We start from the raw sequence: 26,064 nt of genomic DNA, 5'->3' as shown, positions 1-26,064 counted from the left end.
ATTCCTGGCGTCAGACGCCAGGAATGAGTCATTCACTGCATCTTCAGCGGGCGGCGACCCGCACCAGGGCGGAAATCCGGCGAGCGACCTCGAAGGGCCGTTCCTGCGGCAGCATGTGCCCCGCACCCGGGAACCGGACGAACTCCGCGTGCGGCAGCTCGTCCGCGATCACCTTCGCGTGCGGCAGCGGGCACAGCCGGTCCCTCTCCCCCGCCAGCACCACCGACGGCACGTCGCACAGCGCGCCCAGCCCGCCGACCCCGCGGTGGGCCGCGATCGCGTCCAGGAACATCCCCGCGCTCGCCGGGTGCGCGCGCAGCAGCTGCTCGACGACGCTGTCCACCTGCGCCCGCCCCGGCCGGACGCCGAACACCAGCCGCCGGGCACCCGAACGCACCAGCCCCGGCCGCAGTCGCAGCGTGTCCGACCGCAACCGGGCCAGCAGCCGGGCCACCCGCGGCTCGAAGCGCGTCACGCTCCGGCCGACCAGGCCCGGGAACCCGAGCGTCAGCTGGTCCATGTCACCCGACGACGTCGCGACGAACGCCGCGCCCGCCAGCCGCTCCCGGACCAGGGCCGGGTGCCGCTCGGCGAGCACCATCAGCGTCATGCCGCCCATCGAGTGCCCGGCCAGCACCAGCGGCCCGTCCGGGACGCGGTCGGCGATCAGTTCGGCCAGGTCGTCGGCGAGCCGGGCGATCGTGGCACCACCGGGCCGGGCGGGCGCCGAGCCGCCGTGGCCGCGCAGGTCGTAGCGCAGCACGCGCAGACCGGGATCGAGGTGCGGCAGCACGAAGTCCCACGTCCGGTGGTCCTGCGTCCAGCCGTGCACCAGCACCAGCGTGAGGGCGGAGTCCGCGGGCCCCGACGTCACGACGTTCAGCGAAGCGCCGTCGCTCGTGACGAACTGCTCGGGCGACAGGACGGTCGTCATCGGGCCGCCGGGAGCAGGAACGACTTGCGCCAGAAGTACTTCCCCGGCAGTCCGACCAGGCCGGACTCCTGCAGGAACGGCATGATCTTTTCCCCGGCCCAGGCGATCGTCCCCTGCCAGTGCGGGTTGTTCAGCGCCGCCTCGACGCCGTCGCGCGGGCGGATGCCGACCGCCTTGTAGACGTCCGGGTTGATGAACGCCCGCGTCACGAAGTACGAAATGACCGCGATGATGAACTGCTGGTAGGCGATCTCGGCCTTCGACAGCTTCGCCATCCCGCGCGTGACCTCTTCGCGGGCGAAGGTGACGTGCCGGGCCTCTTCCAGGACGTGGATCCGGTTGACCATCCGGACCAGCGGCTGGACGCCTTCGTCGTTCATCTGCTCGCGCTGCAGCCGGTCCAGGACCTCCTCGGCGACCAGGATCGCGCCGTAGCGCGCCGGGCCGTAGGAAATCGTCGGCATCAGCTTGGCCAGGCGCCGCAGCCACGGCACCGGGCCGTACGCCGGGCAGCCGATCCGCGACGCCATCCGCGCGAACATCGTCGAGTGGCGGCATTCGTCGGCGATTTCGGTGAGCGCGAACTGGGCGTGCGCGGACGTCGGGTCCTGCTCGTAGACCTCCTTGAGCAGCATCTGCATGAGGAGGATTTCGAACCACAGCCCGGTGGTCGCGACGCTCGCGACCTCGTGCTTGCCCAGCTCGATGCGCTGCTCGGGGGTCAGCTTGTCCCAGAGTTCGGTGCCGTAGAGCGAAGACCGCTCTTCGAGGATGAACCGTTTGCCCTCCACCAGCGGCGCGGTCCAGTCGATGTCGACGTCGGGGTCGTAGAACTTGTTCGCCGACGACTTCAGCAGGCGGTCCGCGGTCTTTTCGCGATCCGGTTCCTTCAGCGTCCGCGTCATTGCCGACACCCCTTCCGAGAAGTGTAACTTGAGGTAACAGTTACCTGTGCGTAGCATGACCCTCGTGATCGAACGTGTCAAGCGCTCCAGCAAGCAGGCCGGCAAGTCCTCGCGCGGCGAGGAGGCGACCGGCGACGCCCGGCGCGACCGGTGGCGCAAGCACCGCATCGCCCGGCGCAAGGAGTTCGTCGAGGCCGCGCTGCGGGCGCTCGACACGCACGGCCCGGACCTGGGCATGGAGGACGTCGCCGCCGAAGCCGGCGTCACGAAACCGGTGCTGTACCGGCACTTCGACGACAAGGCCGACCTCTACGTGGCGCTCGGCCAGCGCGGCACGGAAATCCTCTTCGAGCGGCTGATCCCGGCGATCAACGCCGAGCTGGCGCCGGTGCCCCGGATCCGGATGGCCCTCGACGCGTTCTTCACGGTCATCGAGGAGCACCCCAACCTTTACCGGCTGCTCGCCCACGGGCGGCCGGAGAAGCCGGTGTCGTCGGACGTCGTGGCCGAGGACAAGGAACTGATCGCGACGGCGCTGACCGCCCTGCTCGGCGACTACATGCGGATGTTCAACATGGACTCCGGCGCGGCCGAGCCGTGGGCGCACGGCATCGTCGGCATGGTCCAGAACACCGGCGAGTGGTGGCTGGACCGCCGCTCGATGAGCCGCGACGCGGTCGTGGAGTACCTGACCCAGATCATCTGGGCGGCCATCGACGGGCTGACCCGCCAGAACGGCGTGGTCATCGACCCGAACCTGCCCCTGGAAGCCAACAAGGTGGTCCAGCTGGGCCGCACTTCGGAGTCGTTGGAGGAAACCTCATGAGCGAGCACGACGAAGACGGCTACAGCGGTGAAGCGACCCTGGAGGTCGACGGCGTTTCGCTGCCGGTGACGGTCGAGCTGCGCGGCTACTTCCAGCCGATCGACGGCTATTACCGCTGGTACGGCCGGGTGGCGGTGAACGAGGAGCTGACCCGCCTGGCGGGCGGCAAGAAGAAGGCCGTCTCCATCCGGGCGGGCTCGCACTCGGCCACCGGGGAACTCTCGGACCCGGACCCGTGGGGCCGCTACCGCATCACGGGCACGAGCACGCCGCCGTTCCACGTCCCCACGACGCTGGAAGAGCTCAACGCCTGAGCAGCCGCTCGCCGGTGCGGTACAGCTCGATCAGCAACGGCCGGAGCTGCTCTCCCGCGTCGGTCAGGGCGTAGGTCACCTGCGAGGGGAAGCCGGGCCGCCGGTCCCGGCGCACCAGGCCGCGGTCCCGCAGCACGGCCAGGCGCTCGGTCAGCACCTTGTCGCTGATCTGCGGTAGCGACGCCCGCAGGGCGCTGTAGGTGAGCGGGCCGTGCATCAGGTCGCGCAGGACCAGCGTCGTCCAGCGGCCGGTGATCGCCGCCAGCGCCGTCTCGACGGGGCAGCCGGGGTCCGGGCGGTCCGTGCGGCCCGCCGGGGACGGCACCAGGTCCGCGTCCCAGGTCCTTACCGTTTGGTGAGCCACTCGCGCCTCCGGTTCGCTGGCCGCATGGACATCGCACTCACCACCGACGCCGCGCTGCATCCGGCCGTGTTCGCCAGGGCGTTCAACAGCGGCGACCCGGGTTCACTCGACCGGGTCTACGAAGACCACGCGGTCCTCGTCGCGCGGCCGGGCGAGCCGGTCACCGGGGCGCGGCGGCGGGCCGCCAACGGCGCGCTGCAGCAGCTCGGCCGTCCGATCGACGTCCGGCCGCGGCACGTCTACGTCGCCGGCGACCTGGCCCTGCTCGTCGTCGACTGGAGCATCGACGCCGGCCCCCGCGGCACCGCCACCGACGTGGCCCGCCGAGGCGCGGACGGGAAGTGGCGCTACGTGATCGACAACCCCTTCGGGGTCGCCTGAAACCGGTGAAGGCCACCCCGCAGGGTGGCCTTCACCGGTCGAACCGAGTTCAGTCGCCGACGCCGAAGCCGACCTTGCGGACGTCCGAGGGGGCGATCTCGACGTACGCGATGCGGTCGGAGGGGACGATGTACTTGCGCCCCTTCTCGTCGTTGATGCGGAAGAGCCCGTCACCGGCCGTCAGGGCCTCGGCGACCAGCTTCTCCACCTCTTCGGGAGACTGGCCACTGGACACCACCAGCTCGCGCGGCGTGTCCTTGATGCCGATCTTGACCTCCACGTGGGACCTCCGCTGGAAATTCGTAAGGGATGTGCCGGCCAAGGCTAACCGAACCGGCTCGTTCCGGTGGCGCATGTCCGCGCCCGACCGCGTCGTCACTTCCGGGTACTCCATCGGGTTCAGCCCAGGCCGAGCGCCTGCATGCGCTTCGTGTGCCCCTGTTGCAACCGCCGGAACAGCGCCGCAATTCCGGAGAGGTCACCCGAGCCGCTGATGATGAGCTCGGCCAGCCCGTCGCGCTCGGCGACGACGTACTGGGCCTGGGTCAGGGCCTCGCCGAGCAGGCGGCGGCCCCACAGGGCGAGCTTGTCGCGGGTCTTCGGGTCGGCTTCGATGCCGGCCGCGACCTCGCGTTCGGCGAAGGCCGAGTGGCCGGTGTCGGCCAGCACGGTCAGCACCAGGTCCTGGGTCTCCGGGTCGAGCCAGCTGGCGATCTCCCGGTACAGGTCGGCGGCCAGCCCGTCGCCGACGTAGGCCTTGACCAGCGACTCCAGGTACGACTTCGGCGGCGTCGACGCGTGCCAGGCGTCGATGTGGTGCACGAACGGCGCCATCGCGTCTTCGATCTTGATGCCGTTCGCGGCCACGTGCTTGGCGAGCTGGCCGTAGTGACCGATTTCGGCGGCCGCCATCGCCGCCAGCGCGGCCCGCCCGGCCAGGGTGGGGGCGCTGCGCGAGTCCTCCGCCAGCCGGTCGAACGCGGACAGTTCGCCATAGGCGATCACACCGAGAAGGTCGACTACGCCTTCGCTGATCTCTTTCGGCTCGGTCACGGGGGCAGGGTATCGCCGAAGCACCCGGACGTGTCGGGACGAGACCGATCACACTGGTTCCGGCGCGCCGGGTACTGTCGAAAAACCGCTGACCAGGTACACTGGCGTCCGACAACAAGCTTCCGTACGCCATACCGGCGTCGGGAAACAGGCAGGTCAGGTGGCCTGCCGACGTACTGCAATGTGCGTGCACGCCTCTTCCGGCATTCCCGGGACGGACCGGTTCCGCGCTCCAGATCAGCGCCAGGGACCAGGGTTTACTCCCGGTCGAGTGTCGAGCGGACCCAGGGCTGTGCGCGCTGGTCACGAGAGAGGCGATCACCCTGACCGCAGAAATTCCCACAACCGAACAGCCCCCCGCCGTCGCGCTGGAACACAGCGAGACCGGCCCGGCCGCGCTCGACACCTCGCACCCGCTGCAGGCGGGCGTCGAGGTCGAGCCGGAGGCCCCGACCTTCGCGTCCTTCGGCGTCAAGCCGGAGATCGTCAAGGCGCTCGGCGAGGCCGGCATCGAGCGGACGTTCGCCATCCAGGCGCTCACCCTGCCGCTGGCCATGGCCGGCGACGACCTCATCGGCCAGGCCCGCACCGGCATGGGCAAGACGCTGGGCTTCGGCGTCCCCCTGCTGCACCGCGTGCAGGTCCCCGGCGACGGCACCCCGCAGGTGCTCGTCGTGGTCCCGACCCGCGAGCTGTGCATCCAGGTCGCCAACGACCTCAAGGGCGCCGGCAAGCACCTGGGCATCCGGACACTGGCCATCTACGGCGGCCGCCCGTACGAGCCGCAGATCGAGGCGCTGCGCAAGGGCGTCGACGTCGTGATCGGCACCCCGGGCCGCCTGCTCGACCTGGCCGAGCAGCAGCACCTGGTGCTCGGCAAGGTCCGCGGCCTGGTGCTCGACGAGGCCGACGAGATGCTCGACCTGGGCTTCCTGCCCGACATCGAGCGCATCCTCCGGATGGTGCCGGACGAGCGGCAGACCATGCTGTTCTCGGCCACCATGCCCGGCCCGATCATCACGCTGGCCCGCACCTTCCTGCGCCAGCCGACGCACATCCGCGCCGAGGAGAACGACGCCGGCGCGGTGCACGAGCGCACCACCCAGTTCGTCTACCGGGCGCACTCGATGGACAAGCCGGAGGTCGTCGCCCGGATCCTGCAGGCGGCCGACCGCGGCTTGACGATGATCTTCAGCCGCACCAAGCGCACCGCGCAGAAGGTGGCCGACGACCTGGTCGAGCGCGGCTTCGCGGCTGCGGCCGTGCACGGTGACCTGGGCCAGGGCGCCCGCGAGCAGGCGCTGCGCGCGTTCCGCTCCGGCAAGGTCGACGTGCTGGTCGCCACCGACGTGGCCGCCCGCGGCATCGACATCGACGACGTCACGCACGTGATCAACTACCAGTGCCCGGAGGACGAGAAGACCTACGTCCACCGGATCGGCCGCACCGGCCGCGCCGGGCGCACCGGCGTCGCGGTCACTCTGGTCGACTGGGACGAAGAGGCGCGCTGGAAGCTGATTTCGGACACGCTCGGCCTGGACAAGCCGGAGCCGGTGGAGACGTACTCGTCGTCCAAGCACCTGTTCGAGGACCTGGGCATCCCGGAGGGCACCACCGGGCGGCTGCCGCTGGCCAAGCGGACCCGCGCCGGCCTGGCCGCCGAGGAGGAAGAAGACCTGGGCGGCAAGAAGCGCGGCCGTCGCCGTGGCGAGCCCGATGCGGAAGAGGCGCCGCGCAAGCGCACCCGGGCCCCGCGCAAGCGGACCCGCGGTGGCTCGCGAGCGGCCGAGGCGATCGAGGCCGCGGACAACGCCGCCGCTGCCGCGCCTTCGGACGAGGCCTCCGCTCCGGCGTCGGAGGGCCGCACCCGGACCCGCCGCCGCACCCGCAGCGGCAACGCCCCGGAAGCGACCGGTCCGGCCGTCGAGAAGGAGGCCGGCGAGAACGCCGAACGGCCGGCTCGGCGGCGCCGCCGTCGCCGCCCGGCCGCGACGTCTGATACACCTGCGTCGGCAGACTGAGGCCTACGCACGGGGGTCGGGTAAGTGAGCGAAGACGAGAAGGCGCCCGAAAGCGCGCCTGAAGAGGTCACGCCCGCGGCAGAACCGGCCCCCGAGTACGGCTCGGAGGACGTCCTGGACGACGTTGCTCCCCCTCCGCCCGCCCCGCGGGTCAAAGCGCGTCGTTCGCCGTGGAACCGCGGGCGGGACCGGGTGATCGCCGCGCTGATCGCGGTGGTCGTGCTCGCCGTCGCGCTGGTCATCGGCACGACGAGCGACAGCGCGGCCACCGATCACACCCAGGCGGGGCCGCCCCCGGCGTTGCCGGCGGCCCCGGACAAGGTGCCGGGATCGCTCGCCGAGATCTGGAGCGCCGCCAGCGGCTCGACGCCGATCCCGGTCGTGGCCGGCGACTCGGTGGCCACCGCGGACGGCGGCGAGGTGGCCGCCCGCGACCCGCTGACCGGTCAGATCCGCTGGCACTACACGCGTGACCTGCCGTTGTGCACCCTGGACTCGGTGTGGGGGCGGCTGAACGCCGTCTACCACAAGAGCCGCAACTGCAGCGAAGTCACCCAGCTCGATCCGGCGACGGGTCGCATCACCGCCCAGCGCAACGGCAACGCGGAGTTGGGCACCCAGCTGATCGACGACGGCTCCCACGTCACGGCGACGGGCAAGCAGCTCCTCACCACCTGGCGCGACGACCTGGTGCAGAGCGCCGAGTACGGCCAGGTCCCGGCGCTGGTCAACGCGGGCAAGCAGCCCCGGACGGGCTGCACGTACGGAACGGTGGCGGCGGCGTCGGGCAAGGTCGGCGTGATCGAGCGCTGCCCGGGCGACCCGGCGGACCGCCTGACGGTGTACAAGGCGGCCCCGGAGAAGGACGACGAGCCGCAGGTCAGCTTCAGTTCGGTGCTCGCGGGCAAGCGAGCCCGCGTGATCGCGATGTCGGGTGACCTGACGGCGGTGGTGTTGCCGGACCAGAAGCTCCTGGTGACGTTCAACGGCGACGGCACCCAGCGCGCGGCGTACCCCCTGGACGTCCCGCCGGGCGACCTGGCGGCCGACCCGCCGACGGGCGTCGAGGCGACCACCCAGACGGCGGCGAACATGTACTGGTTCAGCGGGTCGAAGGTGGTGGCCCTGTCGCGCGACGACCTGTCGCCGCGCTGGACGCTGAGCAGTGCGCTGGGCCCGGGAGCCACGTTCGCCCAGCAGCTGGTGGTCCCGATCAAGGGCGGCCTGGCGGTGCTCAACGAGAACGACGGCTCGACGATCCGCACGGTGGGCGTCGAGCGCCGCGGCTACCCGGGCCCGGTCCGCCTCGCCGCGGCCGGTCCGGTCCTCCTCGAGCAGCGCGGCCCCACCCTCACAGCCCTGAAGTAAGCGGGCCCCGTGATGCCCCTCCAGTCACGCAAGATGCCCCGCCAATCACGCGAGATTCCCCTCCAGTCACGCGAGATACCCGCCTGATCACGCGAGTTCCGCCTCCAATCACGCGAGTTCCGCCTCCAATCACGCGAGTTCCGCCTCCAATCACGCGAGATCCGGCCCGGATCACGCGAATTCCGGCGCGGATCACGGAGTTCGCCTCCGGCACGCGAGTTTCGGCTCGGATCGCCCGAGTTCCGCCCCGATCACGCGGCGAAAAAGTGAGACTTTCGAGATCTGCCGGGCATCTCGCGTGCTTCAGGAGGCATCTCGCGTGATCCGCGGGGCATCTCGCGTGATCCGGCGGGCATCTCGCGTGCTTGGGCGGGCATCACGTGCGCGAAGCCGGGACTGGCGTGATTGGGGCGGGGCTGGGTCAGGTGAGCCAGAAGAGGGTTAGTGCCGACACCGTGAACAGGACCACTGCTAGGCCTGCTCCTACGGCCGGGGGTCCGTTGCGGCGGTCGGCGACTCGCTGGGCCAGCAGGGCCAGGGCGGCCGCGATCGGGTGCCCGATCAGGAGGGTCGCGCTGGGGCCGGGTGCGCCCGTGAACAGGCAGATGCCCGCCACCGCGAGCACGCCGATCGCCAGGACCGTGAGACCGGCGGCCAGCGAGCCGGTGAGTCCGCGCCACCAGCGCCCGCCCGGCCGGGCAGCCGAGGCCGCTTCCGGGGACGCCTCCGCGGGCTCGACCCGCTCGGGCTCCGCCGTCGGCGCCTCCGGCCGGGCCGGACCATTCTGCTCCTCGGCCGCCGGTACAGCCGAAGCCGGAGTGGTCTGGGGCTGGGCCGCCCCCTCCGGGCCGGTGCCGGAAGCGGCCTTTCCGCCCTCCGGGCTCCCGGTCGGCAACGGGACGGTCGCCAGTTCGTCGGTGTCCGGTGAAGCCAAGTTCCCTCCCGTTCAGGGCGCGAGCAGGTCCCACGGCTGCGCCTGCGGGGCCGCTTCTTGGCCCGCCGCGCAGCTGGGCCGGAAGTCGCACCAAGCGCAGCGCCGGTCCGGGCGGGGCGGGAACAGCACGTCCCCGTCGCCGCCCGCGTCCAGGGTATCCGTGGCCAGGCGCAGGTCCGCGGCGGTCTCTTCGGCGCGCTGCAGGTGCCGCTGCAGGCTCTCCGGCGTGTGGTCGGCCGCCGCGATCGTGCCCGTCGGCAGGTGGTGCAGCTCGACCGCCGTGCACGGCATGCGCAACGTCCGCGCCGCCGCCACCGCGTACAGCGCAAGCGCTTGCGACGCGCGGGCCTCGTACTCGTCCGGCGGGCGGCGGCCCGTCTTGTAGTCGACGATCACCAGCGATCCGTCACGAGCGTCGATCCGGTCCGCGCGGCCCTCGATGATCATCGACGGCCGCTCCCCCGGCGTGCCGCTGACCGGCGCCGACACCCAGCGCTCCAGCCCGACCGGGTCGTGCGAGACGTCGTTGTCCTCGACGTACTCCGCCACCCACCCCTTGGCCCGCGCCCGGTACCGCGCCGCCTGCTCCTCGCTCTCGAAGCCCGCGTCCTTCCAGAACTCGGCCACCAGCGCCACCGCCCGCTGCGGCACGCGCTTGAGCACCGGCAGGTCGAACAGCGCCCGCAGCGCGTTGTGCACCACCGCGCCCAGCGTGCTGTGCGCCCACGGCCCGGTGCGCTGCGGGGTCGGCCGCTGCAGGTACGCGAGGCGGTACCGGCGCGGGCAGTCGTCGAAGGTCGCCAGCCGCGCCGGCGAGACCTTCGTGAGCCGCACCGGTTGCGCGACGCCGAAGTCGAAGCCCATCTGCTCCTTCACGTTGCCCACGCTACGCACCACCACCGACACTTTCCGCGCGGGGCGAACCCGCCCCGCGCGGAAAGCCCGGCTAACGCACGACCAGGACCGTGTGCGTACCACCGGAAACCGTCAACGCACCCGCCGGGCGCAGCGGACGCCCGTCCAGCAACACCAGCCGACCCGAAGGCACCACCAGCGACCCCGACGTCCCCCGCGGCGCCGAAACCGTCAGCGAGAACACCGAACCCTGCTGAGACCACGAAGCCGACAACTCGCCCTTTGGCGTCGGCACGGCCCCGCGCGCCCACGAAACCGAACCCGGGTGCGGCGCAACCGTCCAGGTCGCGAAGCCCGGCGAAGCAGGCGAGACGCCCAACAGCTCGTTCGTCAGCGCCGGCACGACCCCGGTCGACCAGCCGTGCGCGGCCGAGGTGTACCCCTGCTCGTAGTGCGAGCCGCCCTCGCCGATGCCCTCCCACGCCGTGATGCCCGGGTCGTGCGCGGCCATCCAGCCGTACATCCGCTTGATCTGGTCGATCGCGGACGCCGTCTGCCCGCTCCGGAACCGCGCCTGCAACTCGGGAAACGACGTGAACGCGTACACGCGCTTCGTGCCGTCGCCCACCAAAGTGTCGTTGTCCATGAACGGGTTCCCGTACGGCAGCGCGCCCGCCGCAAGCCGCGCCAGCGCCGAAGTGGCCTGCGCGGGCGAAGCGATTCCGGCGAGAATGGCGTGGCTGTTGCCGTCCTGGCCGTGCCGCACCGCGCCCGTCGCCGAGTCGAGGTACGCCCCGGCCGCCGGGTCCCACAGATACTGATTCACCGCCGCCGAGACGGCCGAAGCACGCGAGAGCCACCGCTCCGCGTCGGCCGGATGCCCCGTCGCGCGCGCGAGACCGGCCGCGCCCTGAAGCGCCCGGACGTACAAGGCGTTGTAGTACGTCACTTCGCCCGTACGCGGCAGGAATGCGTAGTCGCCGTAGCCACCGGTGCCGTTGAGCCCCTTCGCGAGCAACCCGCGCGAATCGGTGACCGACGGGTACCAGCTGTCGAGCGTCTTCACGAGGTGCGTGTAGTACGAAGTCGCGTACGCGGTGTCGCCCGTGTAGAGCACGTAGTCCCAGCTCGAGGTCACCCACCAGAGCGGATAGTCGAACAGCGGCAGCGTGTAGTCGTTGATCGACGCGGGCGGGATCCAGCCGTCCGCGCGCTGGTGGTCGGCCAGGTCGGCGAGAACGTTCCGAGCCGCCGTGCCGTCCTGGTGCGTGAGGTACTGCGTCAGGCCCGAGACGGCGACGTCGCCGACGTACGGGGCCCGGTCGCGCTTCGCGCCGTCGTGCAGCACCAGCTTCCCGTCCAGCGACGGCGAGAAGGCACCCCGCGGGTCCACATCGGACTCGCGGAAGGTGTCCATGCCCAGCTCGTTCGTGTAGGACGCCGCGTACCAGTAGCGATTCAGCTCGTCGTCGGACGACTCGAACCAGCCGCGGTAGGTCGACGGCGTGCCGAGGAACGGCGTGAAGTCGAGCGAGACGCCGCTGATGCGCACCTCACCGGACGGCTGGGCCAACGGCGCGTCGGAGGCCAGCGCGTCCAGGCTGATCCGCAGGTAGCGGAAGCCGTGCAGGCCGTCCGCGCACACCTGCGTCCCCGCAGCGCAGCCCTTGGTGTCGCGCCACACCGTCGGCGTCGCGGGCACGGCGAACTGGTCGGTGCCCGGCCCGCCGGAGAAGTCCGAGCGGGTGAAGTCGGAGCGTTCGCCCAGGTACTGCAGGGTTTCCGAGAACGCCAGCCGGACGCCCGGCCGGTTCGCCGACGCGCCCGCGAAGGCGATCTTCGGGTACCCGGCGACGACCTTGCCGAAGTCGACGACGGCGGTCGGCACCGGCGGATCGGCGACCACGCCCGGCCACACCTCGGCGACCCGGCTGAACTCGCCGGACGGGGTGTTCTGGTCCTTGGTCACGGTGATCCGCACCTGCGCGGTCGTCACCGGCCGGTCGAAGGCGACCGCGCGCTGCACGGCCGTGTTGCCGGTCACGGACGCGGCCACCCGCCACGCACCCGCGTCGAGCACCTCGACCGTGAAGTCCTGCGGCACGCCGTCCACATTGGACAGGACGGTGACGCCGGGCAGCGCGACCGGCGCGCCCGCGGTGATCGTCAGGACGTCGGGGTAGGCGCCGATCGTGTCGTCGTTCCAGAACGTCCCGGGGTTGCCGTCGACGGCGTTGCCGGGGTCGTAGGTCCGGGGCTGCCCGTTCCCGCCGTTGTTCGGCGCGTGGAACGACGACGCGGCCGCGGAGGTGCCCGCGGGCCACGCCGGCTTCGGCGGCGGTGCCTGCCGCTTGAACGTCGCCACCCCGCGTCCGAGCAGGCCGTTCGGGTTTGTGACGTCCCCGGTGGTGGACAGCACCCGCACGGGCCGGACGTCCCGGCTCGCCGGTGCGACGACGTACTTCTGCCAGCCCGGTGCCGCGTCGGCGGGCGCGGCCACCACACCGCTCGCCACCAGCACCGTCACCGGCAGGACTGCTCTGAGCCACTTCATCGAGGCCTCCCGCAAGGAGTTGAATCGTTTCAACCAGTGAGCCGAGCTTCAGGCTGCGGGAGGGCTGCCAACGATGTCAACGCTCCGGGGGCATCCTGTCCGGCAGGACAACCCGGGTGGCCGCGTCAGCCGGCGCCGGAGATGAACCCGCGCACGGAGTTCGCGACGAGCTCCACGGCGATGGCCGCGAGCAGCAGGCCGGCCACCTTGGCCAGCAGCGTGATGCCGCTTTCCTTGATCAGCCGGATGACCAGGCCGGAGTAGCGCATGCAGAGGTAGATCACGAGGTGCACGGTGACGATCGCGAGCGCCAGTGCGATGTACGCGCCGACGTGCCCGTCGGCCTGCCGGACGAACACGATGGTCGCGGCGATCGCGCCGGGCCCGGCCAGCAGCGGCGTGCCGAGCGGCACGAGGGCGACGTTGACGTCGTCGGCCGCCGCCTCGGGCTCGTGGCCGTTGCTGGTGAGCAGCTGCAGTGCGATCAGCAGGAGCAGCAGCCCGCCCGCGCCCTGCAGCGCCGGGATGCCGATGCCGAGGTAAGCGAGGATCGCCTGGCCCGCGACCGCGAACAGGCTGATGACCAGCAGTGACACCAGGACGGCCTGCCGCGCGGCGCGCGCCCGGGTCGCCATCGGCTTGCGGCCGACGAGGCTGAGGAACACCGGCACGGTGCCGGGCGGGTCCATGATGACGATCAGGGTGATCGTCGCGCTCATGAACAGTTTCGCGTCGAAGAGCGCCATGTCAGCCCTTCACGACCTGGAACCCCGTCGCCCGCGAAGCGAGTTCCTCGAACTGCCCGGGGTCGGTGGTGCACTCGCCGAGCGCGATCGTCTTGTTCGTGCCGTGGTAGTCACTGGATCCGGTGAAGACGAGCCCGAGCTCGGCGGCCAGTTCGCGAACGCGGGCCCGCGTCGGCGCGTCGTGGTTGGGGTGGTCGGCCTCGACGCCGGTGAGCCCGCGCGCGGCCAGCCCGGCGAGGGTGTCCTCGCTGATGGTGGCGCCGCGGCTGAAGGCGAACGGGTGCGCGATGACCGTGACGCCGCCGGCCGCGGCGATCATGTCGATGGCCTCTTCGACCGGCGTGTCCCGGCGGGCGACGTAGTAGCCGCGGCGCGGGCTGAGGTAGTCGGCGAAGGCCTCGTCGACGGACTCGACCAGGCCGGCCCGGACCAGCGCCTGGGCCAGGTGCGGCCGCCCGGGCGGGGAGTCCTCGGGCAGCAGGCCGAAGATCTCGTCGATGTCGATCGGGAGGCCGTCGGCGGCCATCCGCTCGGCCATCCGCCGCAGCCGCGTGCGGCGCTCGAGCCGCAGCCGGGTCTGCTCGGTGACGACGGGCTCCGACGTGGGGTCGAAGAGGTAGGCCAGCAGGTGGACGCTGATCTGGCGGCCCGTCTCGGGGTCGATGGAGACCGTGGAGAGCTCGGCCCCGGGGACCAGCGTGAGGCCGGGTGACACCGCTTCGGAGGCGGGCGCCCAGCCCGCGGTGGTGTCGTGGTCGGTGATCGCGACGACGTCGAGCCCGGCTTTCGCGGCCGCGGCGACGAGCCCGGCCGGCGAGTCGGTGCCGTCGGAAGCGGTGGAGTGGGCGTGCAGGTCGATGCGCATCGTGTCCATTGTCGACGATGCGCTGCGTCACACGCGCGGCGGGACCGCCAGTCTCAGCCGACCGGCTTCTTCCCCCGGGCGGCGCGCTGGGCCTTGATCATGGAGAAGCGTTCGGCCTGCTTCTGCTTGTCGCCGAAGACCAGCTCCGAGATCGTGTCGTAGAACTCTTCGGGCCGCGGCAGGAAGTCGATCTTGTTGAGCGCCTGGATCTGACCGGCGGACTCGACGACCATCGTGCCGTAGCCCATCATGCGGCCGGTGGCGGTGCGGACGTAGCTGAGGTCGGTGACCTTGCTGATCGGCATCATCAGCACCTTGGTGGTGAACACCCCGGTGGTCATGACGAACCGCTTGTCGGTGACCACCAGGCGCTCGACCCACCACTCCATCACCACGTAGGCGAACCGCAGGACGACGAGCAGCGCGACGTACCAGAGGATGTTCTGGCCGATGTACAGCGCCGGCGGCAGCAGGTAGGACACCAGCACGCAGACGGCCAGCAGCGCGGCCGCCTCGAAGGTGTCCCACAGCAGCACCGCCCAGTGACGGCGGATCCGGATCACCCGCCGCTCGGTGTCGAGGAGGTACTCGTCGGGGTCGCGTGGCGCGAACATGGTCCGAGGGTAACCCGGCGATCAGCCCTTGAACACGTTGCTGACGAAGGTGATCACCGATTCGGCCGAGCTGCGCAGGAAGTCGACGATGTTGCCGACAAGGCCCGCGGCCTGGCCCGGCTGGGCAATGACGAAGAACAGCACCAACGCGATACCGGCGAGGCCCGCAATCTTCTTCACGTTCACCGCGATCAAATCCCGTCTCTTACGGTGACACCGGACAACAGCAGCTTTTATGTTGTACCGCACCGAACAGGCGCAGGGGAGGGAAGTCCCGCGCTTGGGTCAGCACGCCGTCCGAAGTGTACCGTATGGCTACTCTCCGTGTACAGGACAGCCGTTTTCACTTCGGTTACGTCTACCCTTCGGGACATGGAGGGCCTGACCAGCACCACGATCCGCTGCGTCGGCGGGATCGCGTTCGACCCACAGGGCCGTTTGCTGCTCATCCGACGCCGCAACGACCCCGGTTCGGGGCAATGGTCGCTGCCGGGTGGCCGAGTCGAACCGGGCGAAACGGACAAAGAGGCCGTGATCCGGGAGCTGTCCGAGGAGACAGGGCTGGACGTGATTCCGGGCACACTGGTCGGCTCGGTGCGGCGGAGGCCGTACGAGATTTTCGACTACGCCTGCGAAGTCCAGGGCGGCGTTCTCACGGCGGGTGACGACGCCTCGGACGTGCGTTGGTCCGATGCGGCAGACCTTGCCGAGCTCGAGGCGGCCGGAGCGCTGGTGGACCTCCTTTTCGTGACGCTGCGTGAGTGGAACGCCCTGCCTCGGACCTGATTACAGCGGCAACCAGGTCATCCGCTGCCCGTGCGGCGCGGTCCGCGCCAAGGCGTGCGCCTCGGCCTTCCCGTCCTCCCACCGCACGACGCCCAGCGTCGCGAGCCCGTCCGCGCCCGAAAGGTCGTCGCGGCCGGGCAGCACCAGCTCCAGCCCGGCGCCGTAGAACTCCTCCGAGACCCACCACACCGGCCGCGAGGCCGCCAGCCCCGCCAGCGCTTCGAGGAACGCCGCACGCCGATCCGCCGGGAAGTACGCCAGCGCGTGGCTCGTCAGCACCACCAGCGGCCCCTCCAGGGACGCCGCCGCCGCGGCCAGGCCGTCGACCCCGTCCCCGGTGATCAACCGCGGCCGGTGCTTGGCCTGCTCGGCCGCCGCCGTCCGCAGCAGCCGGATGCGGTCCGGCTGGTCCGCCCAGACGCACGCCTCCAGCCAGGCCAGCTCGTCCTCGTCCGACAGGTCCACCGGGGCCCGGTCGAGACCCGCCCGGTCGAGCAGCGCGAGCTTCTTCGGCAGCTTCGGCACCACCGCCCCCGGCGCCAGGTCCAGCGCGCAGTGCAGCCCGACGGCCGCCTTGGCCGGCCCCGCCGTCAGCTGGTCACCGCCGTCGCACTGGTAGCGGTAGCCGAACCGGTCCAGGCCCAGCAGCAGGCCCGCGCTGCAGCCGACCTCCAGCAGCGAAACCTTCCCGCCCGCTTCGCGCGCCGCCCGCGCCACGCCGGGATACAGCAACGCGGCCCGGCGGACCTCGTTCGTCTGCGTGTACCGCGAGGCGATCAGCTCACGCGCCTTCGGCGCCCGCTCCAGCAGGAACGACCGGAACAGCGGCCACGTGTCGGAGTCGACGCCGTCGAAGCCGCCGAGCGACGGGTAGTACCGCGAGAGCGGGTGGATCGGGTCGGCCTGCACGAGCCGGTGCGCGACCGCCATCAGCAGCGTCCCGCGCACCTCGCCGTCGCGGGCCGACGCCAGCAGCCCGGCAACGTCGTCGTCCTCGGCCGCCTGCAGCGCCAGGTGCTCGTACAGCGGCGAGACCCCGCGGGCCTCGACTTCCGCGAACGTGCGGAGTATCCCCTTGATCGCGTCCAGGTCCATCAGCGCCTCATTCGTGCGGCACCGGACGGCCCGGCTGCTCGCCGCCCCGAGTTTCCCCGTACGAGCGCTTCGGCACCATCACCTTCCGCCGGAAGGTGCACACGATCAGGCCGTCCTGCTTGTAGCCGCGCGTCTCGACGTACACGACGCCGCGGTCGTCCTTGGACTTCGACGGCGTCTTGTCGAGCACCTCGGTCTCGCCGTAGATCGTGTCGCCGTGGAAGGTCGGCTTGACGTGCTTCAGCGACTCGACCTCGAGGTTCGCGATGGCCTTGCCGGAGACGTCGGGCACCGACATCCCCAGCAGCAGCGAGTAGATGTAGTTCCCGACCACGACGTTCTTGCCGAAATCGGTGGTTTCTTCGGCGTAGTGCGCGTCCATGTGCAGCGGGTGGTGGTTCATGGTGATCAGGCAGAACAGGTGGTCGTCGTATTCGGTGACCGTTTTGCCCGGCCAGTGCTTGTAGACCGCACCGACCTCGAACTCCTCGTAGTACCGGCCGAACTGCACTCGTCTTCTCCCGTCCCGCGTAACACCGCGTGAGCCTGGTACGACACGCATCCGTAGTGAGGAGTACCCTCAACCATCGGTGTTCGCGCGTCAACGCGAGCCCCACCACTGTTGCCGTCGGCCCGAAGGAGGTGAGGAACTCGATGAGTAGTGGCGATAGTCCGCTCCCTAGTAGTCCCAGCGTTCCCACCTCACCGGCCTTCCGGCTCATCTCCTGGTAGGCCTTCTCACCCCGGGAACGCTGGTGTGTCGCCGGGCGGACGAATCTTCCGCCCCTGGTCCGTCGTCTCGCACGACCACGCACGACACCAGGAGATCCCATGCCTGCCATTCCCTCGCTCGGCGGCCTCCGCGGCCGCGGCAACAAGGGCACCGTTCCGGTGCGCCCGATCCCGGTGCCGCTGTCCGCGTACGTCGTCGACTGCGCGGTCTACGTCGGCGGTGAACGCCTGCCCGGCCGCTGGACCCACTCCGAGGCGATCAAGGAGGTCCGGAAGCGGCACGAAGGCTTCGTCTGGATCGGGCTGCACGAGCCGGACGCCCAGCAGATCCAGGGCGTCGCGGACACGTTCGGGCTGCACGAGCTGGCGGTCGAGGACGCGCTCGAAGCGCACCAGCGGCCGAAGCTGGAGCGCTACGACGACACGCTCTTCCTTGTGGTCAAGACCGTCCGGTACGTCGAACACGAGTCCCCCACCACGGCGAACGAGATCGTCGAGACCGGCGAGCTGATGGTGTTCCTCGGCCGGGACTTCGTGATCACCGTGCGCCACGGGAACCACTCGGGGCTGGCGCGGCTGCGCCGCGAGCTCGACGAGGACCCGGAGCGGCTGCAGCTGGGCCCGTCCGCGGTCGTGCACGCGATCGCCGACCACGTCGTCGACCACTACCTCGACGTCACGGGCCGGATCGAGAACGACATCGACGTGATGGAGGCGCAGGTCTTCGCGCCCCGCTCGCAGGTCAGCGCCGAGCAGATCTACCTGATGAAGCGGGAAGTCCTCGAGCTGCGCCGCGCGGTGATGCCGCTGGCCACGCCGATCCAGCGCCTGGCCGAGGGCTACACGCGGCTGGTGCCGGACGACGTCCGCTCGTACTTCCGCGACGTCGCCGACCACCTCACGACCGTGTCCGAACGCGTGGCGGCGTTCGACGAACTGCTGTCCACCCTGGTCGACGCGACCGTCGCCAAGATTTCCCTGCAGCAGAACACCGATATGCGCAAGATCACGTCGTGGGCGGCGATCATCACCGTGCCGACGATGATCGCGGGCATCTACGGGATGAACTTCGACTACCTGCCCGAACTGCACTGGAAGTTCGGGTACCCGCTGGTCATCACCGTGATCCTGGCAATCTGCCTGTTGCTGTACCGAATATTCCGGAAGAACGGCTGGCTCTAGGTCCCCTTCTTTCCCCACCGGATTCCTTCGGAGAACTGTCATGTCCAGGATGCTGTCCAACCTCAAGTTCTGGGCGCTCGCGCTCAGCGTGCTCTGGATCGTCATCATCACTTTCGTCATCGTCGCCGACCCCGGGTTCGCGCACGGGATGAAATGACGCCCGCGGGTCGTACCCTGGGCGCATGCCGAAAGCGCTGGTCGTCTCCGACGAGGTCGACGAGCGGTTGTGGACCGACGCGGTCCGCAGCCACTCCGTCGACCTGGTCATCGGCGCCGGCGACCTGCCCTACGACTACCTGGCGTTCCTGGCGAGCGCGCTCGACGTGCCGTGCGTGTTCGTGCCCGGCAACCACGACCCGGACCTGAGCGGCTACACGCGCTACGGCGGGCTGTCCATGAAGGACGGTTTCCCCACGGTCTGGCCCGGCCCGGCGGGCGGCATCAACGCCGACGGACGGCTCGTCGACGTCGCCGGCCTGCGGTTCGCCGGGCTCGGCGGCTCGATTCGCTACAACGACGGCCCGAACCAGTGGACGCAGCGCCAGCAGGCGCGGCGGGCCCGCGGGCTGGTCCGGCGCGCCCGCTTCCGGCGGTGGCGCGACGGGCGCGGCGTCGACGTCCTGCTGACGCATTCGCCGCCGCTGGACCTGGGCGACCGCGCGGATCCGCCGCACCGCGGGTTCGCCTGCCTGCACCGCACGATCGAGGTGCTGCGCCCGAAGTGGCTGCTGCACGGGCACATCCACCCCCACGGCGAGCCGGTGCCGGACCGGGTCGTCGGCTCGACGCGGATCCGCAACGTGGTGGGCCACCGGATCATGGAGTTCTGATGAAAGAGACGGGATTCCCCCGCGCCGACGCGGAGAACGACTTTCTCCGCGCGCGCCGCGGCCAGGTGCTCTCGCGGCTTTCCACGTGGCTGCGCCGCGAGCCCGACGACGTCAACATCATGCTGCCGTTCCACGAGGTGGTGGAGGCGCTGGGCTACCTCGGCGAGCACCGGATCGGGCTGCGGGTGATCAAGCTGGAGTCGATCGTCGGCACGGTCGACCGCAGCCGCGACTTCGACCGCCGCTTCCGCCCGACGTCGGCCCGCGTCCGCGAGCGCTGGGAACGCCTGGCCCTGGCCGCCCGCCGCGGCGAGGAGATCCCGCCGATCGAGGTCTACCGCGTCGGCGAGCTGCACTTCATCATCGACGGCCACCACCGGGTTTCGGTGGCGATCGCGCAAGGACTGTCCACAATAGAGGCAGCGGTGACGGTCGTGCGCACCAAGCTGGACCCGGGCGGCATCCGCCACCGCGGCGACCTGATCGTCAAGGACTACCGCAGGCTGTTCCTGGAGCGCGTCCCGCTGACCGGCCACGCGCGGGCGTCGGTGATCGTGTCGGACCCGTGGGACTACGCGCGGCTGGGCGAGCACGTGGAGGCGTGGGGCTTCCGGTTGATGCAGGACGAAGGGAAGTTCTGCGACCGGGCGAGCGTGGCGCAGCGCTGGTTCGAGGAGGAGTTCGTGCCGGTGGTGGGGATGCTCCGGCAGGCGGGGCTGATCGGCGACCGGACGGACGCCGAGGCGTACATGTGGGTGGCGGCGGAGCGGTACCGGCTGATCCGCACCCACCGCTGGGACGACGACGTCATCGAGGCACTGCGGTCACGGCGTCACTAGGTGGTAGACCACCAGCGTCTGCTCGGGCCGCTCGGCGACGTGGAACGCGGCGTGCGGCACGGTGATCAGGCCCAGCCGGGGGTGCCGGAGGCGCTTGTGGCCGGCGTGGCTGAACTGGATGTCGTAGTGCGGCCACCACTCGCGCACCTCGGGGCTGGCTTCGGTCAGCTCGGCCACGAGCCGGGTGACGCGCGGGTGGCCCGGGTGCCGTCCGGCGATCGCCCGCAGCCGGGCCAGCACGCCGCGCGCTTCCTGCTCCCAGTCGACCAGCACCTCGCGCGCGGCCGCTTCGGTGAAGAGCCAGCGCACGACGTTGCCCCCGCGCCCGATGCCCCGGAACAGCTCCTCGGCGGCGGCGTTGGACGCGAGAACGTCGTAGCAGATGCCGGTGACGTACGCGGGGTTTTCGCCCAGCAACGCCGGAACGCCCGCGACCTCGGGCGCGGCTTCTTCGTCCACGCTCTCGCCGGGGGCCGCCCCGCCGCCGGCCAGGCGGTGCAGGTGCTCCTGCTCGGCGCCGGAGAGCCGCAGGGCCCGGGCCAGGGCGTCGAGCACCTGGCCGGAGGGGCGCACGTCGCGGCCCTGTTCGAGGTAGGTGAGCCAGGTGGCGCTGATGCCGGCCAGCAGGGCGAGTTCTTCGCGGCGCAGCCCGGGGGTGCGACGGCGCCCGGTGGCGGGCAGGCCCGCGTCTTCCGGGGCCAGCCTCTCCCGGCGGCTGCGCAGGAACGCGCCCAGTTCGGTGCCCACCCTGGAACCTCCAGTACCAGAACAACGCGATTCTGGATACCAGCTTAGCGCCGAGCGAGGCTGGACCCATGCAAGCTTGGATCGCGACCGAACAAGACGTACGCCTCTCCGATGTGCCGGAGCCGACGCTCAAGGGCGGTGGCGTGCTGGTGGAGGTGCTCGCCGCGCACGTCCCGGCGTACACGAACGCCGTGGTGCGGGGAAACCGCGGTGGCCTGCCGGTTCCCCTGGTCCTGGGACCGTCCTGCGTCGGCCGCGTGCTCGCCGTCGCGCCGGACGTCTTCCACGTCGAGCCGGGCGACATCGTGCTGGACACCGCGCTGCTCGACGCGGGCGGCGGCGACGAGGTCCTGGTGGGCTGGGTCGGCCTCGGCGGCTCCGGCGCCGGCAGCGCGCGCACCGACCGCATGCGCGCGGTGTGGCGTGACGGCGTCTTCGCGGAGAAAGCCTTGTGCGCCAAGGAAACCCTGGTCAAGCTGCCGGGCGCGGAAACCTACCCGGACCCGGCCCGCCTGGCGTTCCTGCCGTGGCTCTGCATCGCCGCCACCGGCCTGCACGCGGCGGGCCCGGTGGCCGGCCGCGACATCGCCGTCATCGGCGCGACCGGCCAGCTGGGCGGCGCGGCGGTGCTGACAGCCCTGGCGGAAGGCGCGGCGACCGTGACGGCCGTGGGCCGCAACGAGGAGGCACTCGCCCGGCTGGCCGCGCTCGGCCCGCGCGTGCGCACCCACCGGCTGACCGGCGACCGCGCGACGGACGCGACGGCGATCGGTCCGGTCGACGTGGCTCTCGACACGCTCGGCGCCACGCCGTCGGCGGCCGCGACCATGGCCGCCTACGACAGCCTGCGGGTGCGCGGCACCCTGGTGCTCGTCGGCGGCGTGCGCCACGACCTGGCGATCCCGTACGGCGACCTGATGCACCGCCGCCTCACCCTGCGCGGCTCCTGGATGAGCGACGAGCGGACGGTGACGACGGTCTGGCAGCTGGTCCGGTCCGGGGCGCTGGACCTTTCGGCCGTCGAGCTGGTGACCGCCGGCCTGGACGACCCGGCGGCCGCGCTCGGCCTGGCCGAGCGCACGACCGGCCTCGGCTTCGTCGCCCTCGTTCCCTAGAAGGCCAGCCCCGGTGTCAACACGACTTTCCGGACCTGCTCCAGCGTCAGCACCGGCTCCGGCCGCTGCGACGGCGTCTGCAGGTCTTTCCGCTCCGGCTCCCCGCTGTCGCTCGAGGAGACCGCCACGTACCCCCAGGGCGCCGACAACGCCGCCCGGTGGACGAGCGCCCCGGTCGACTGGTCCGTCGTCAGCTGCAGGACTCCCTCCGGCAGCCGCTCCACCGAGCACGAGATCCACTCGCCCTCAACGCAGGACGGCGTCGCCGAGTTCGGTGTCGGGTACAGCACCACCGACACCGAACCCGTCCCCCGCGCGTCCGTCACCCGGATGTCCGTGCGGAAATCCGCTTCCCGGGGCGCGGTGCCCACCGGGTCCGCGACCACGGCGAACGAGCCCGGCGAAAGCCGCGCGTCCGGTGACAGCAGCGGGCGCAGCGCGTGTTCCAGCACACAGCTCAAGCGCTCCGCCAAAGCCTCGCGGGTCGACCCGGGCGGACAGGTCGGCCCCGCCACGAGAGTCCGGCTCGGCAGCACCACCACCGCCAGCCCGAGCGCCAGCACGACCACGCACACCGCCACCGCCCCCGTGAGCAGGTGCTGACGGCGGGACCGGCGAGCCGCCGTCAGCACCGCCTCGCCGCACAGGCCGAGCGGGGGCTCGCCTTCCGTCACGTAGGCCGTCAAGGCCGACCGGACGTCCTCCATCACGACTCCTCCGTCGCCGGCGCCGGCAGAGCCGTGCGCAACGCCTCGACCCCGCGGGCCGTCTGGGACTTGACCGTTCCTTCCGCGACGCCCAGCAGCGCCGCCACCTCGCGCACCGGGAGATCTTCGAGGAACCGCAACACCACCATCGCCCGCTGCCGGGGCGTCAACCCGGCCAGCGCGCGCTCGACGTCGAGGCGCAGGGACGTGTCCCGGCCCGGTGGCGACTCGCGCTCCGGCACCGACGACGTCACGTACTCGCGCCCGGAGACCCGGCGGCCGGCCAGGAACAGGTTCAGCAGGATGCGGCGCGCGTACGCGTCGGCCGTGCCCGGCCGGACCCGGCGCCAGCGCCGGTACAGCTGCACGAACATGGCCTGGACCAGGTCTTCCGCCGCGTGCCAGTCCCCGCTGAGCGCGAACGCCACCCGGCGGAAGCGCTGGACCCGCGCGGCGAAGTACTCGCTGAAATCGACGTCTCTCGACACACCCCTATTAGTGCGCGAGGCCTCCGGGAGGTTCAAGCGTCCCCCGTGCGAGCTACGCGCAGGTGTCCACCCGACGGTGACGATTCCCGCGCGCCGGATCCCTAACGTTCGCCGAAGAGCCGCGGGAACGGGCCGCGGAGGGAACGAAGGGGTCGTCATGAAGGTCGTCTGGCAGCTGCTGGCGGTGGCCGCAGTCGCGTTCGTCGGGCAGCTGGCGGTGTCCGCGGTGGACGGGAATCCGTGGCTCACGCTGGTGTTCGGCGCGCTCACCGCCGTGCTGGCCGTGGTGGCCTACCGGTGGGTGGTGGGCAAGACCGAACACCGCCCGGTCACCGAGCTGGGCGGACCGGGCGCCGGGCTCACGGTCGGCCGGGGTGCACTGATCGGGCTCACGCTCTTCGCGGCCGTCATCGCCAACATCGCCCTCCTCGGGGACTACGAGGTGCGAGGCTGGGGCACGCTGCCCGGCGCGCTCGGGCTCGTCGGGTTCATGGCCGCCGCCGCGGTGACGGAAGAGCTGCTCTTCCGCGGCGTCCTGTTCCGGTTCGTCGAAAAGTGGACCGGCACCTGGATCGCCCTGGTCGCCACCGGCGTGCTCTTCGGCCTCACGCACCTGTTCAACGAGCACGCGACCCTGTGGGGCGCGCTCGCCATCGCCATCGAGGCCGGCGGCCTGCTGACCGGCGCGTACATCGCGACTCGCAAGCTGTGGCTGCCGATCGGCGTGCACTTCGGCTGGAACTTCGCCGCCGCCGGGATCTTCAGCACGGAGGTCTCCGGCAACGGCACGCCCCAGGGCCTGCTCGACGCCGTGACGTCGGGGCCGTCGCTCATCACCGGTGGCGACTTCGGCCCGGAGGGCTCGCTCTACTCCGTGCTGTTCTGCGTCCTGGCGACCAGCGCGTTCCTGTGGCTGGCCCACCGCCGCGGCCGCCTGGTGCCGCGCCGCCGCGCCGAGCGGACCGGCGACGTCACTACACTTTCCCGGTGATCGATCACCGGCCGGCCGTGGCGTGGTGGCGCCGGCTCGACGTCGTGGTCCGTGACCTCCCGCTCGGGCTGCTGTTCCTGGCGAGCGCGTTCGTGCCGGTGCTGCAGAGCCACGGGACGCAGGTCGGCGGCGTGCCGGAACGGCCGTTCGACGCGCTGGCCGTCGTGGTGGTCGCCGTCGAAAGCCTCCCGCTCGCCGTGCGGCGGCGGTGGCCGGCGGTGTGCCTGACGCTGGTGGCGCTCGGCTTCGCCGTCGACCAGCTCCGCGGCTACCACTCGGTCGCGGGCACCGCACTCGGTTTCGCGCTGGTCAGCGCCGGAGCCCACCTGGAACGGCGCCGGGGCCTCACCGCCGGCCTGTTCTCCGTGGCGTACGTGGGGTTGGCGATCGCCCTCGCCCACTTCGGTTCGGAACCGCCGTCGGAGTTCGTGACGTTCTTCCTGCTGCTGGTGTTCGCCTGGGGCATCGGGGCCTGGCTGCGGACCACCCGCGCCGCGGAGGCCGCGCACCGCCGCCGCGTCGCCGAGGACACCCGGGCCGCCGAGCGCGCCACCATCGCCCGCGAGCTCCACGACGTCGTCACCCACCACGTCACGGCGATGGTCGTGCAGGCCGAGGCCGGCCGGTACCTGACGGCCGCTCCCGACCGGCTGGACCGGACCCTGACGGCGATCACCGACACCGGCCGGCGGGCCATCACCGACCTGCGGCACCTGCTCGACCTGCTCAACCCCGGGCACGAAGCCGAGGCACCGGCCGACGGCGGCCTCCTCGCCCTGGTGGAGCAGGCCCGTCAGGCCGGGCAGCCGGTGGAGTTCACCGAGGAGGGCCCGCCCGCGGAGTCCGCCGGCAGCGCCGACCTGGTGGCCTACCGGGTCGTCCAAGAAGGACTGACGAACGCCCTCAAGCACGCCCGCGGCAGCCGCACCTCGGTCGAGGTGCGCCACGGCGACCGGGAAATCACCGTGGCGGTGCGCACGGCCGGTTCCGGGAGCGTGTCCCCCGGCGGGAGCGGCCGCGGGCTCGCCGGGCTCCGGGAGCGCGTCGGCGTGCTGGGCGGCGACTTCAGCGCTGGCCGCGACGGCGCCGGTTTCGCCGTGTGCGCCCGGATTCCCACGGGAAACCCGTCGTGACCGCGCCGATCCGGGTCCTGGTCTGCGACGACCAGATGCTGATCCGCACCGGCCTGGTGACGATCATCGGCGCCCAGCCCGGGTTCGAGGTGGTGGGCGAGTGCGGCGACGGGCGGGCCGCGGTCGATCTCGCCGCCCGGCTGCACCCGGACGTCGTCGTGATGGACGTCCGCATGCCGGTGCTCGACGGCATCGAGGCCACCCGCCTGCTGGCCGGGGCCGGGGTGCCACACCCGGTCAAGGTGCTCGTGCTGACGACGTTCAACCTCGACGAGTACGTCTACGAGGCCCTGCGCGCGGGCGCGAGCGGGTTCCTGCTCAAGGACGCGCCGCCGGACCGGCTGCTGCACGGGATCCGCACGGTGGCCACGGGCGCGGCCCTGCTGGACCCGGACGTCACGCGCCGGCTGGTCGGCCGGTACGGCGCCCGGATCCGGCCGGCCGCGGACGCCGCGCCGGAGGTCCCGCTGACCCCGCGTGAACTGGAAGTGCTGCGCCTGCTCGCGGACGGCCTGTCGAACAGCGAGATCGCGGAACGGCTGTTCATCAGCCAGGAAACGGTGAAGACGTTCGTGTCGCGCATCCTGACCAAGCTGGACCTGCGCGACCGCGTCCAGGCGGTCGTCTACGCCTACCGGCACGGCCTGGTGACGTGACCGGGAAGCCCGGTCACGTCACCGGAAAT

General features: G+C 71.5%; 30 protein-coding genes. 13 read left to right on the top strand and 17 right to left on the bottom strand.

The features are described 5' to 3' along the window. Positions 1-43: 43 nt before the first annotated feature. Together ACFPLC_RS20140 and ACFPLC_RS20135 are read right to left on the bottom strand one after the other, a co-directional pair. A complete protein-coding gene (locus ACFPLC_RS20140) occupies positions 44-934 on the bottom strand; it encodes an alpha/beta fold hydrolase (RefSeq protein ID WP_378195321.1) in 891 nt (296 codons plus the stop codon). Continuing rightward, the gene (locus ACFPLC_RS20135) at positions 931-1,839 is read right to left on the bottom strand and encodes an AurF N-oxygenase family protein (RefSeq protein ID WP_378195318.1); all 909 of its coding nucleotides are present in this window, start codon (positions 1,837-1,839) and stop codon (positions 931-933) included. The genes ACFPLC_RS20140 and ACFPLC_RS20135 overlap by 4 nt, the downstream gene beginning before the upstream one ends. Before the next feature lie 55 nt (positions 1,840-1,894). On the opposite strand from ACFPLC_RS20135, the gene ACFPLC_RS20130 reads away from it, so the two are divergent. Then, the gene (locus ACFPLC_RS20130; RefSeq protein WP_191314093.1) at positions 1,895-2,665 is read left to right on the top strand and encodes a TetR/AcrR family transcriptional regulator; all 771 of its coding nucleotides are present in this window, start codon (positions 1,895-1,897) and stop codon (positions 2,663-2,665) included. Beyond that, positions 2,662-2,979: a DUF4873 domain-containing protein gene (locus tag ACFPLC_RS20125; RefSeq protein ID WP_378195314.1), complete on the top strand. Its 318-nt coding sequence runs from the start codon at positions 2,662-2,664 to the stop codon at positions 2,977-2,979. The genes ACFPLC_RS20130 and ACFPLC_RS20125 overlap by 4 nt, the downstream gene beginning before the upstream one ends. Here ACFPLC_RS20125 and ACFPLC_RS20120 read toward each other — a convergent pair. Beyond that, positions 2,969-3,343 (bottom strand): winged helix-turn-helix transcriptional regulator, encoded by a 375-nt coding sequence (locus ACFPLC_RS20120; protein WP_378195311.1) that lies wholly within the window; start codon positions 3,341-3,343, stop codon positions 2,969-2,971. The two genes, ACFPLC_RS20125 and ACFPLC_RS20120, sit on opposite strands and share 11 nt — an antisense overlap. A 24-nt stretch (positions 3,344-3,367) precedes the next feature. Here ACFPLC_RS20120 and ACFPLC_RS20115 point away from each other — a divergent pair, with 24 nt between their 5' ends. After that, complete coding sequence (locus ACFPLC_RS20115; RefSeq protein ID WP_378195308.1) at positions 3,368-3,724, top strand: YybH family protein; 357 nt, start codon at positions 3,368-3,370, stop codon at positions 3,722-3,724. A gap of 49 nt (positions 3,725-3,773) precedes the next feature. Here the strand turns inward: ACFPLC_RS20115 and ACFPLC_RS20110 are convergent, their stop codons facing one another. After that, positions 3,774-4,004 (bottom strand): DUF3107 domain-containing protein, encoded by a 231-nt coding sequence (locus ACFPLC_RS20110; RefSeq protein ID WP_013223016.1) that lies wholly within the window; start codon positions 4,002-4,004, stop codon positions 3,774-3,776. 119 nt (positions 4,005-4,123) lie between these two features. After that, a complete protein-coding gene (locus tag ACFPLC_RS20105) occupies positions 4,124-4,777 on the bottom strand; it encodes a ferritin-like fold-containing protein (RefSeq protein WP_378195305.1) in 654 nt (217 codons plus the stop codon). 554 nt (positions 4,778-5,331) lie between these two features. Here ACFPLC_RS20105 and ACFPLC_RS20100 point away from each other — a divergent pair. Next, positions 5,332-6,798, top strand: a complete 1,467-nt coding sequence (locus tag ACFPLC_RS20100) for a DEAD/DEAH box helicase (RefSeq protein WP_378195302.1) — start codon at positions 5,332-5,334, stop codon at positions 6,796-6,798. A 24-nt stretch (positions 6,799-6,822) separates the two neighbouring features. Continuing rightward, complete coding sequence (locus ACFPLC_RS20095; RefSeq protein ID WP_378195299.1) at positions 6,823-8,166, top strand: Rv3212 family protein; 1,344 nt, start codon at positions 6,823-6,825, stop codon at positions 8,164-8,166. 421 nt (positions 8,167-8,587) lie between these two features. Here ACFPLC_RS20095 and ACFPLC_RS20090 read toward each other — a convergent pair whose 3' ends face one another. The 7 genes from ACFPLC_RS20090 to ACFPLC_RS20060 all read right to left on the bottom strand — a co-directional run bounded on the left by ACFPLC_RS20090 (position 8,588) and on the right by ACFPLC_RS20060 (position 14,920). Further along, the gene (locus tag ACFPLC_RS20090) at positions 8,588-9,100 is read right to left on the bottom strand and encodes a hypothetical protein (RefSeq protein ID WP_378195296.1); all 513 of its coding nucleotides are present in this window, start codon (positions 9,098-9,100) and stop codon (positions 8,588-8,590) included. 12 nt (positions 9,101-9,112) lie between these two features. Beyond that, entirely contained in the window at positions 9,113-9,964 is an 852-nt protein-coding gene (locus ACFPLC_RS20085; RefSeq protein WP_191314161.1) for a RecB family exonuclease, read from the bottom strand. Positions 9,965-10,046: 82 nt separating this feature from the next. Next, complete coding sequence (locus tag ACFPLC_RS20080; protein ID WP_378195294.1) at positions 10,047-12,509, bottom strand: alpha-L-rhamnosidase-related protein; 2,463 nt, start codon at positions 12,507-12,509, stop codon at positions 10,047-10,049. A gap of 125 nt (positions 12,510-12,634) precedes the next feature. Next, on the bottom strand, positions 12,635-13,255 hold the full coding sequence (locus ACFPLC_RS20075) for a MarC family protein (RefSeq protein WP_191314099.1): 621 nt from the start codon (positions 13,253-13,255) through the stop codon (positions 12,635-12,637). A 1-nt stretch (position 13,256) separates the two neighbouring features. Further along, entirely contained in the window at positions 13,257-14,120 is an 864-nt protein-coding gene (locus ACFPLC_RS20070; RefSeq protein ID WP_373309118.1) for a PHP domain-containing protein, read from the bottom strand. Between the two features lie 53 nt (positions 14,121-14,173). Next, entirely contained in the window at positions 14,174-14,734 is a 561-nt protein-coding gene (locus ACFPLC_RS20065) for a PH domain-containing protein (RefSeq protein ID WP_003095467.1), read from the bottom strand. Between the two features lie 21 nt (positions 14,735-14,755). Then, positions 14,756-14,920: a hypothetical protein gene (locus ACFPLC_RS20060; RefSeq protein WP_167379843.1), complete on the bottom strand. Its 165-nt coding sequence runs from the start codon at positions 14,918-14,920 to the stop codon at positions 14,756-14,758. A 186-nt stretch (positions 14,921-15,106) separates the two neighbouring features. On the opposite strand from ACFPLC_RS20060, the gene ACFPLC_RS20055 reads away from it, so the two are divergent. Next, positions 15,107-15,520, top strand: coding sequence for an NUDIX hydrolase (locus ACFPLC_RS20055; RefSeq protein WP_378195290.1), 414 nt, complete (start codon positions 15,107-15,109; stop codon positions 15,518-15,520). Here ACFPLC_RS20055 and ACFPLC_RS20050 read toward each other — a convergent pair whose 3' ends face one another. Next, the gene (locus ACFPLC_RS20050) at positions 15,521-16,615 is read right to left on the bottom strand and encodes a DUF2332 domain-containing protein (RefSeq protein ID WP_378195287.1); all 1,095 of its coding nucleotides are present in this window, start codon (positions 16,613-16,615) and stop codon (positions 15,521-15,523) included. Positions 16,616-16,622: 7 nt separating this feature from the next. Then, a complete protein-coding gene (locus tag ACFPLC_RS20045) occupies positions 16,623-17,126 on the bottom strand; it encodes a MaoC family dehydratase (RefSeq protein ID WP_378195284.1) in 504 nt (167 codons plus the stop codon). Between the two features lie 320 nt (positions 17,127-17,446). On the opposite strand from ACFPLC_RS20045, the gene corA reads away from it, so the two are divergent. From corA to ACFPLC_RS20030, 3 genes are all read left to right on the top strand, one after another. Continuing rightward, positions 17,447-18,529 carry a magnesium/cobalt transporter CorA gene (gene corA / locus ACFPLC_RS20040; protein WP_378195281.1) on the top strand — a complete coding sequence of 361 codons (1,083 nt, stop codon included), beginning with the start codon at positions 17,447-17,449 and terminating at the stop codon, positions 18,527-18,529. Between the two features lie 182 nt (positions 18,530-18,711). Further along, complete coding sequence (locus tag ACFPLC_RS20035; RefSeq protein WP_378195278.1) at positions 18,712-19,359, top strand: metallophosphoesterase family protein; 648 nt, start codon at positions 18,712-18,714, stop codon at positions 19,357-19,359. After that, positions 19,359-20,198 carry a chromosome partitioning protein ParB gene (locus ACFPLC_RS20030; RefSeq protein ID WP_378195275.1) on the top strand — a complete coding sequence of 280 codons (840 nt, stop codon included), beginning with the start codon at positions 19,359-19,361 and terminating at the stop codon, positions 20,196-20,198. Before ACFPLC_RS20035 ends, ACFPLC_RS20030 begins: the two co-directional genes overlap by 1 nt. Here the strand turns inward: ACFPLC_RS20030 and ACFPLC_RS20025 are convergent. Beyond that, on the bottom strand, positions 20,184-20,945 hold the full coding sequence (locus tag ACFPLC_RS20025) for a helix-turn-helix transcriptional regulator (RefSeq protein WP_378195272.1): 762 nt from the start codon (positions 20,943-20,945) through the stop codon (positions 20,184-20,186). The two genes, ACFPLC_RS20030 and ACFPLC_RS20025, sit on opposite strands and share 15 nt — an antisense overlap. Before the next feature lie 68 nt (positions 20,946-21,013). Here ACFPLC_RS20025 and ACFPLC_RS20020 point away from each other — a divergent pair, with 68 nt between their 5' ends. Then, the gene (locus ACFPLC_RS20020) at positions 21,014-22,060 is read left to right on the top strand and encodes a zinc-binding dehydrogenase (RefSeq protein WP_378195269.1); all 1,047 of its coding nucleotides are present in this window, start codon (positions 21,014-21,016) and stop codon (positions 22,058-22,060) included. On the opposite strand, the gene ACFPLC_RS20015 is transcribed toward ACFPLC_RS20020, so the two are convergent. Together ACFPLC_RS20015 and ACFPLC_RS20010 are read right to left on the bottom strand one after the other, a co-directional pair. After that, positions 22,057-22,767, bottom strand: a complete 711-nt coding sequence (locus ACFPLC_RS20015) for a hypothetical protein (RefSeq protein ID WP_378195267.1) — start codon at positions 22,765-22,767, stop codon at positions 22,057-22,059. The two genes, ACFPLC_RS20020 and ACFPLC_RS20015, sit on opposite strands and share 4 nt — an antisense overlap. Further along, positions 22,767-23,255 carry a SigE family RNA polymerase sigma factor gene (locus ACFPLC_RS20010; RefSeq protein WP_378195264.1) on the bottom strand — a complete coding sequence of 163 codons (489 nt, stop codon included), beginning with the start codon at positions 23,253-23,255 and terminating at the stop codon, positions 22,767-22,769. The genes ACFPLC_RS20015 and ACFPLC_RS20010 overlap by 1 nt, the downstream gene beginning before the upstream one ends. A gap of 157 nt (positions 23,256-23,412) precedes the next feature. Between ACFPLC_RS20010 and ACFPLC_RS20005 the strand changes: the two genes are divergently transcribed. From ACFPLC_RS20005 to ACFPLC_RS19995, 3 genes are read left to right on the top strand one after another with little or no spacing between them, the layout of a single operon-like run. Next, positions 23,413-24,246, top strand: a complete 834-nt coding sequence (locus ACFPLC_RS20005) for a CPBP family glutamic-type intramembrane protease (protein ID WP_378195261.1) — start codon at positions 23,413-23,415, stop codon at positions 24,244-24,246. Beyond that, entirely contained in the window at positions 24,243-25,379 is a 1,137-nt protein-coding gene (locus tag ACFPLC_RS20000; RefSeq protein ID WP_378195258.1) for a sensor histidine kinase, read from the top strand. The genes ACFPLC_RS20005 and ACFPLC_RS20000 overlap by 4 nt, the downstream gene beginning before the upstream one ends. Next, positions 25,376-26,035 carry a response regulator gene (locus ACFPLC_RS19995; RefSeq protein WP_378195255.1) on the top strand — a complete coding sequence of 220 codons (660 nt, stop codon included), beginning with the start codon at positions 25,376-25,378 and terminating at the stop codon, positions 26,033-26,035. The genes ACFPLC_RS20000 and ACFPLC_RS19995 overlap by 4 nt, the downstream gene beginning before the upstream one ends. The last annotated feature ends 29 nt before the right edge of the window (positions 26,036-26,064 follow it).

The sequence above is a fragment of the Amycolatopsis plumensis genome (genome assembly GCF_042652605.1).
GTDB lineage: Bacteria > Actinomycetota > Actinomycetes > Mycobacteriales > Pseudonocardiaceae > Amycolatopsis > Amycolatopsis plumensis.
The sequence above is the reverse complement of the archived record's forward strand: the minus strand, read 5'-3'. Positions and strand labels throughout refer to the sequence as shown.